Origin of the sequence: Solirubrobacter phytolaccae (genome assembly GCF_027587195.1) — a bacterium.
GTDB lineage: Bacteria > Actinomycetota > Thermoleophilia > Solirubrobacterales > Solirubrobacteraceae > Solirubrobacter > Solirubrobacter phytolaccae.
Map to the genome: position 1 here is coordinate 1 of NZ_JAPDDP010000167.1, position 700 is coordinate 700.

The window sequence follows — 700 nt, forward strand, 5'->3', positions numbered from 1 at the left end:
CCGGAGCAGATCGCGGCGGCGGGCGCCGAGCACCAGCGCGAGGAGGCCGACATCGCGATCATCCAGCCGAGCGGGTTCTCGCGCTGGCCCGACGTCCCGACCACCGTGCCCGCCGGCCGCGCCCGACCTCGCCGACGCCGTCGGCCTGCGCGCCGACCTCGTCCGCGCGCTGGGCGAGCTGACCGACCGCGACCGCGAGCTCGTCCTGCTCGTCGCCTGGGAGGGCCTGACCCTCAGCGAGGCGGCCGCCGCGCTCGGTTGCCGCCGCGGCACCGCCGCCGTGCGCCTGCACCGCGCACGCCGCCGGCTGCACGCCGCCCTGAACGACGAGAGCGGCCCCGCGCTCGCGTCGATGACCGCCTTGGAGGAACGATGAACGACCTGATCACCACGCTGGCGGCCGAAGACCCGGCGCGCGACGCGACGCCGACCGCCGCGGAAGCGACTCGGATGGACGACACGCTGCGCGCCTTGCTCGCGGCGGAGGCGCACGTGGGAGCGGCCGGTGCCGCGCGCGTGGGGCCGGCCGGCGCCGCGCCTATGGGCGCCCAGCGTAATGCGCGCGAGGGAGCCGCCGGTGCCGCGCCGGTGGGGGCGCACAATGACGCGCGCGTGGCGGCGGCCGGTGCCGCGCCCGCGGGGCACGCCGGTGCCTTCGCGGCCGGTGCGGCGCGACGTGCGCGGGAAGTCGGAGGCCAAG

The 700-nt window shown here is 78.9% G+C and carries 1 protein-coding gene and 1 pseudogene; both read left to right on the forward strand.

Annotated elements, in window-relative coordinates:
* Positions 1-376: sigma factor-like helix-turn-helix DNA-binding protein (locus tag OJ997_RS36255; RefSeq protein ID WP_270030350.1), on the forward strand; the 376-nt coding region annotated here is incomplete at its 5' end.
* Positions 373-700, forward strand: a pseudogene (locus OJ997_RS36260) (hypothetical protein); the annotation flags it as partial. The gene OJ997_RS36255 and the pseudogene OJ997_RS36260, both read left to right, overlap by 4 nt.